Annotated in this window: 2 protein-coding genes; both read right to left on the reverse strand. The window is 70.1% G+C overall.

Going from position 1 to position 2,933, the window contains the following annotated elements:
* A partial coding sequence (locus tag ACFVH5_RS44190; RefSeq protein WP_385839337.1) for a polyketide synthase docking domain-containing protein occupies window positions 1–184 on the reverse strand: 184 nt, incomplete at its 3' end.
* 7 nt (window positions 185–191) lie between these two features.
* Window positions 192–2,933, reverse strand: a 2,742-nt coding sequence (locus tag ACFVH5_RS44195) for a type I polyketide synthase (RefSeq protein ID WP_385839338.1), incomplete at its 5' end; no start/stop codon positions are given.

Consider the following 2,933-nt stretch of genomic DNA (forward strand, 5'->3'; position numbering starts at 1 on the left):
CCTCGGCCACCAGCCGCCACAACTCCTCCGGCGAAGCAGCACCGGGATAACGGCAACTCGCCGCCACGATCGCGATCGGCTCATCCGCAGCGGCCTGCAAGGCACGGTTACGCGTGCGGAGGTTCTCGGTCTCTTTGAGCGACGCGCGCAGCGCCGCCACGAGCTTCTGGTCGGTGTCGGGCATGGTGTCCTCAGGCTTGTCGCGCGGCGTCGTCGAGCTCGGTGTCTTGCAGGGCCATGCTGATCAGGGCTTCGGTGTCCATCTCGTCGATCGAGTCCTGCTCCGGCTCGGGTTCGGCCGTGGTGGCGCGAGCGGCGCCCGCGAGTTCGAGCAGGGTGTCCATCAGCCCCGCGTCACGGAGCCGGGTGAGCGGGATCGTCCCGAGCAGGCGACGGATCCTCTCCTCGTGATCGCCCGCGCTGCCGTCTCCCTCGTCCGGTGCCACTTCGTCGACGAGGTGCTCGGCCAGGACCCGGGCGTTCGGGTAGTCGAAGATCAGAGTGGGCGGCAGCCGCAGGCCCGTGACGGAGTTCAGCGTGTTACGGAACTCCACCGCACCGAGCGAGTCGAACCCGAGGTCCTTGAAGGCCCGTTCGGACTCGACGGCCTCCGGTCCCGCGTGTCCCAGTACGGCCGCCGCGTGGGTACGTACGAGCGTCAGCAGTGCCTCGTGGCGTTCGTCCGCGGACAATCCGACCAGCTGGTGCCGCAGCGCCTCGGCGCCGCCCGCGTCGTGGTCCGACACCGCACGCCGGGTCGAGGCACCGCGTACCAGGCCGCGCAGCAGCGGCGGCAGCTCATTGGCCTCCAGTGTCCTGGCATCGAGGTTGACGGGGACCAGCACCGGCGCGGCCGACGCACCGGCCACGTCGAAGAGCCCGATGCCCTGGTCGGGGGTCAGGCCCACCATGCCGGCCCGGTTCAGCCGATCCCGGTCGCCCTCGACCAGCTCGCCGCCCATGCCTGCTTCGGTCGCCCACAGACCCCAGGCCAACGACTGCGCCGCCAGGCCCTGGGCCCGCCGGTGCGCGGCGAGCCCGTCGAGGAAGGCGTTGGCAGCCGCGTAGTTGCCCTGACCGGGCCCGCCCAGCACCCCCGCGACGGAGGAGAACAGGACGAACGCCGACAGATCCATCCCACGCGTCAACTCATGCAGATACCAGGCGGCATCCGCCTTGGGACGCAGCACCCGCTCCAACCGCTCCGGCGTCAACGAACCGATCAACCCGTCATCCAGCACACCCGCCGCATGCACGACACCACTCAGCGAGCGCCCCTCCAACACACCCGCCAGCGCCTCACGATCCCCGACATCACACGCCGCCAGCTCAACCCGCGCACCCAGACCGGTCAGTTCCGCGGCCAACTCAGCGGCACCAGGCGCATCCGCACCCCGCCGGCTCACCAACAACAACCGCTCCACTCCGTGCCGCGTCACCAGATGCCGGGCCACCAACCCACCCAACGCACCCGAAGCACCCGTCACCAAGACCGAGTCACCGAACACCGACGACGGCACCGGCCCGGAACCAGTTCCCGTACTCGCACCTGTGCCCGTCACCGGTCGAAGGCGTGGCACGAGACACTTCCCGTCCCGGACCGCCACCTGCGGCTCCCCGGTCGCCAGAGCCAGCCCGACACCCGCCTCGATCTCCGCGGCATCAACACCACCCGGAAGATCCACCAGGACAACACGCCCCGGATCCTCCGACTGCGCACTGCGTGCCAGACCCCACACCGCAGCCCCGGTGAGATCGGTGACATCCTCACCCGCCACCGACACCGCACCCCGCGTCACCACCACCAGCGCGCCGCTCTGCGACTGCAGCACCTCCAGCAGGGAACCCAACGCGGACAGCACACCCTCACCCTCGGCACGCCACACCTTCGCGCCGTCGACCACACCACCGGCCGAGGCAACCGGCGTCCACTCCACCCGATACAACGAATCGACCCGCGCCAGCGACTGCGCGGACAGCTCACGCAAAGTCAGGGCGCCCACGGACACCACCGGCCGGCCCGAACCGTCCGCCGCATCCAGCCGCACCTGATCCGGCCCCGTCGACACCACCCGCACCCGCAACGTGTCAGCGCCGGAAGCATGCAGCTCCACACCCGCCCACGAGAACGGCAACACCACACGATCCCCGTCCAACAACAACGGAATCGCATGCAGAGCCGAATCCAACAGCGCAGGATGCAGACCGAACCGATCCACCGCCCCCGACAACGCCACCTCGGCAAACACCTCATCACCGAGCCGCCAAGCCGCCTTCAACCCCTGGAAGACCGGACCGTACTGCACTCCGGCTTCGGCCAGACCCGTGTACAGATCCGTCACGTCCACGGGTACCGCTCCCGGCGGCGGCCACTGGGTCAGGTCCGCCGCCAGGGACTCGGTCCCCGCGGCCAGCGTTCCGGCCGCATGCCGCTCCCAAGCCGCGTACAACTCGTTCTCGGTACGGGCGTAGACCTCGACGGACCGGCGACCCGATCCGTCGTCGGCCCCGACGACCAGTTGAATGGCTGTCGCAGACCGCCGGTCCAGCACGAGCGGGGCCTCGATCGTCAGCTCCTCGACACGGCCGCAGCCCACCTCGTCGCCCGCGCGGACCGCCAACTCCACATAGCCGGCACCGGGGAAGACGATCGCCTCCGCCACGACGTGATCGGCGAGCCACGGTTGCGTACCCACCGACAGACGACCCGACAGCACCACCTGGTCCGCGCCCGCGACCGTCACCACACCGTCGAGCAGTGGATGGCCCGACTCATCCGGCCCGCGCCCCGACTCCACCCAGAACGACTGCCGCTGGAAGGGGTAGGTGGGCAGGTCAACGCGGTGGGCTCCGCGGCCGGCGAAGACCGCGGCCCAGTCGGGAGAAGCACCGCTGACATGCAGCTGGCCCACGGCCGACAGCAGCGTGACCGC

This window comes from Streptomyces sp. NPDC127119 (genome assembly GCF_042677425.1).
Lineage (GTDB): Bacteria > Actinomycetota > Actinomycetes > Streptomycetales > Streptomycetaceae > Streptomyces.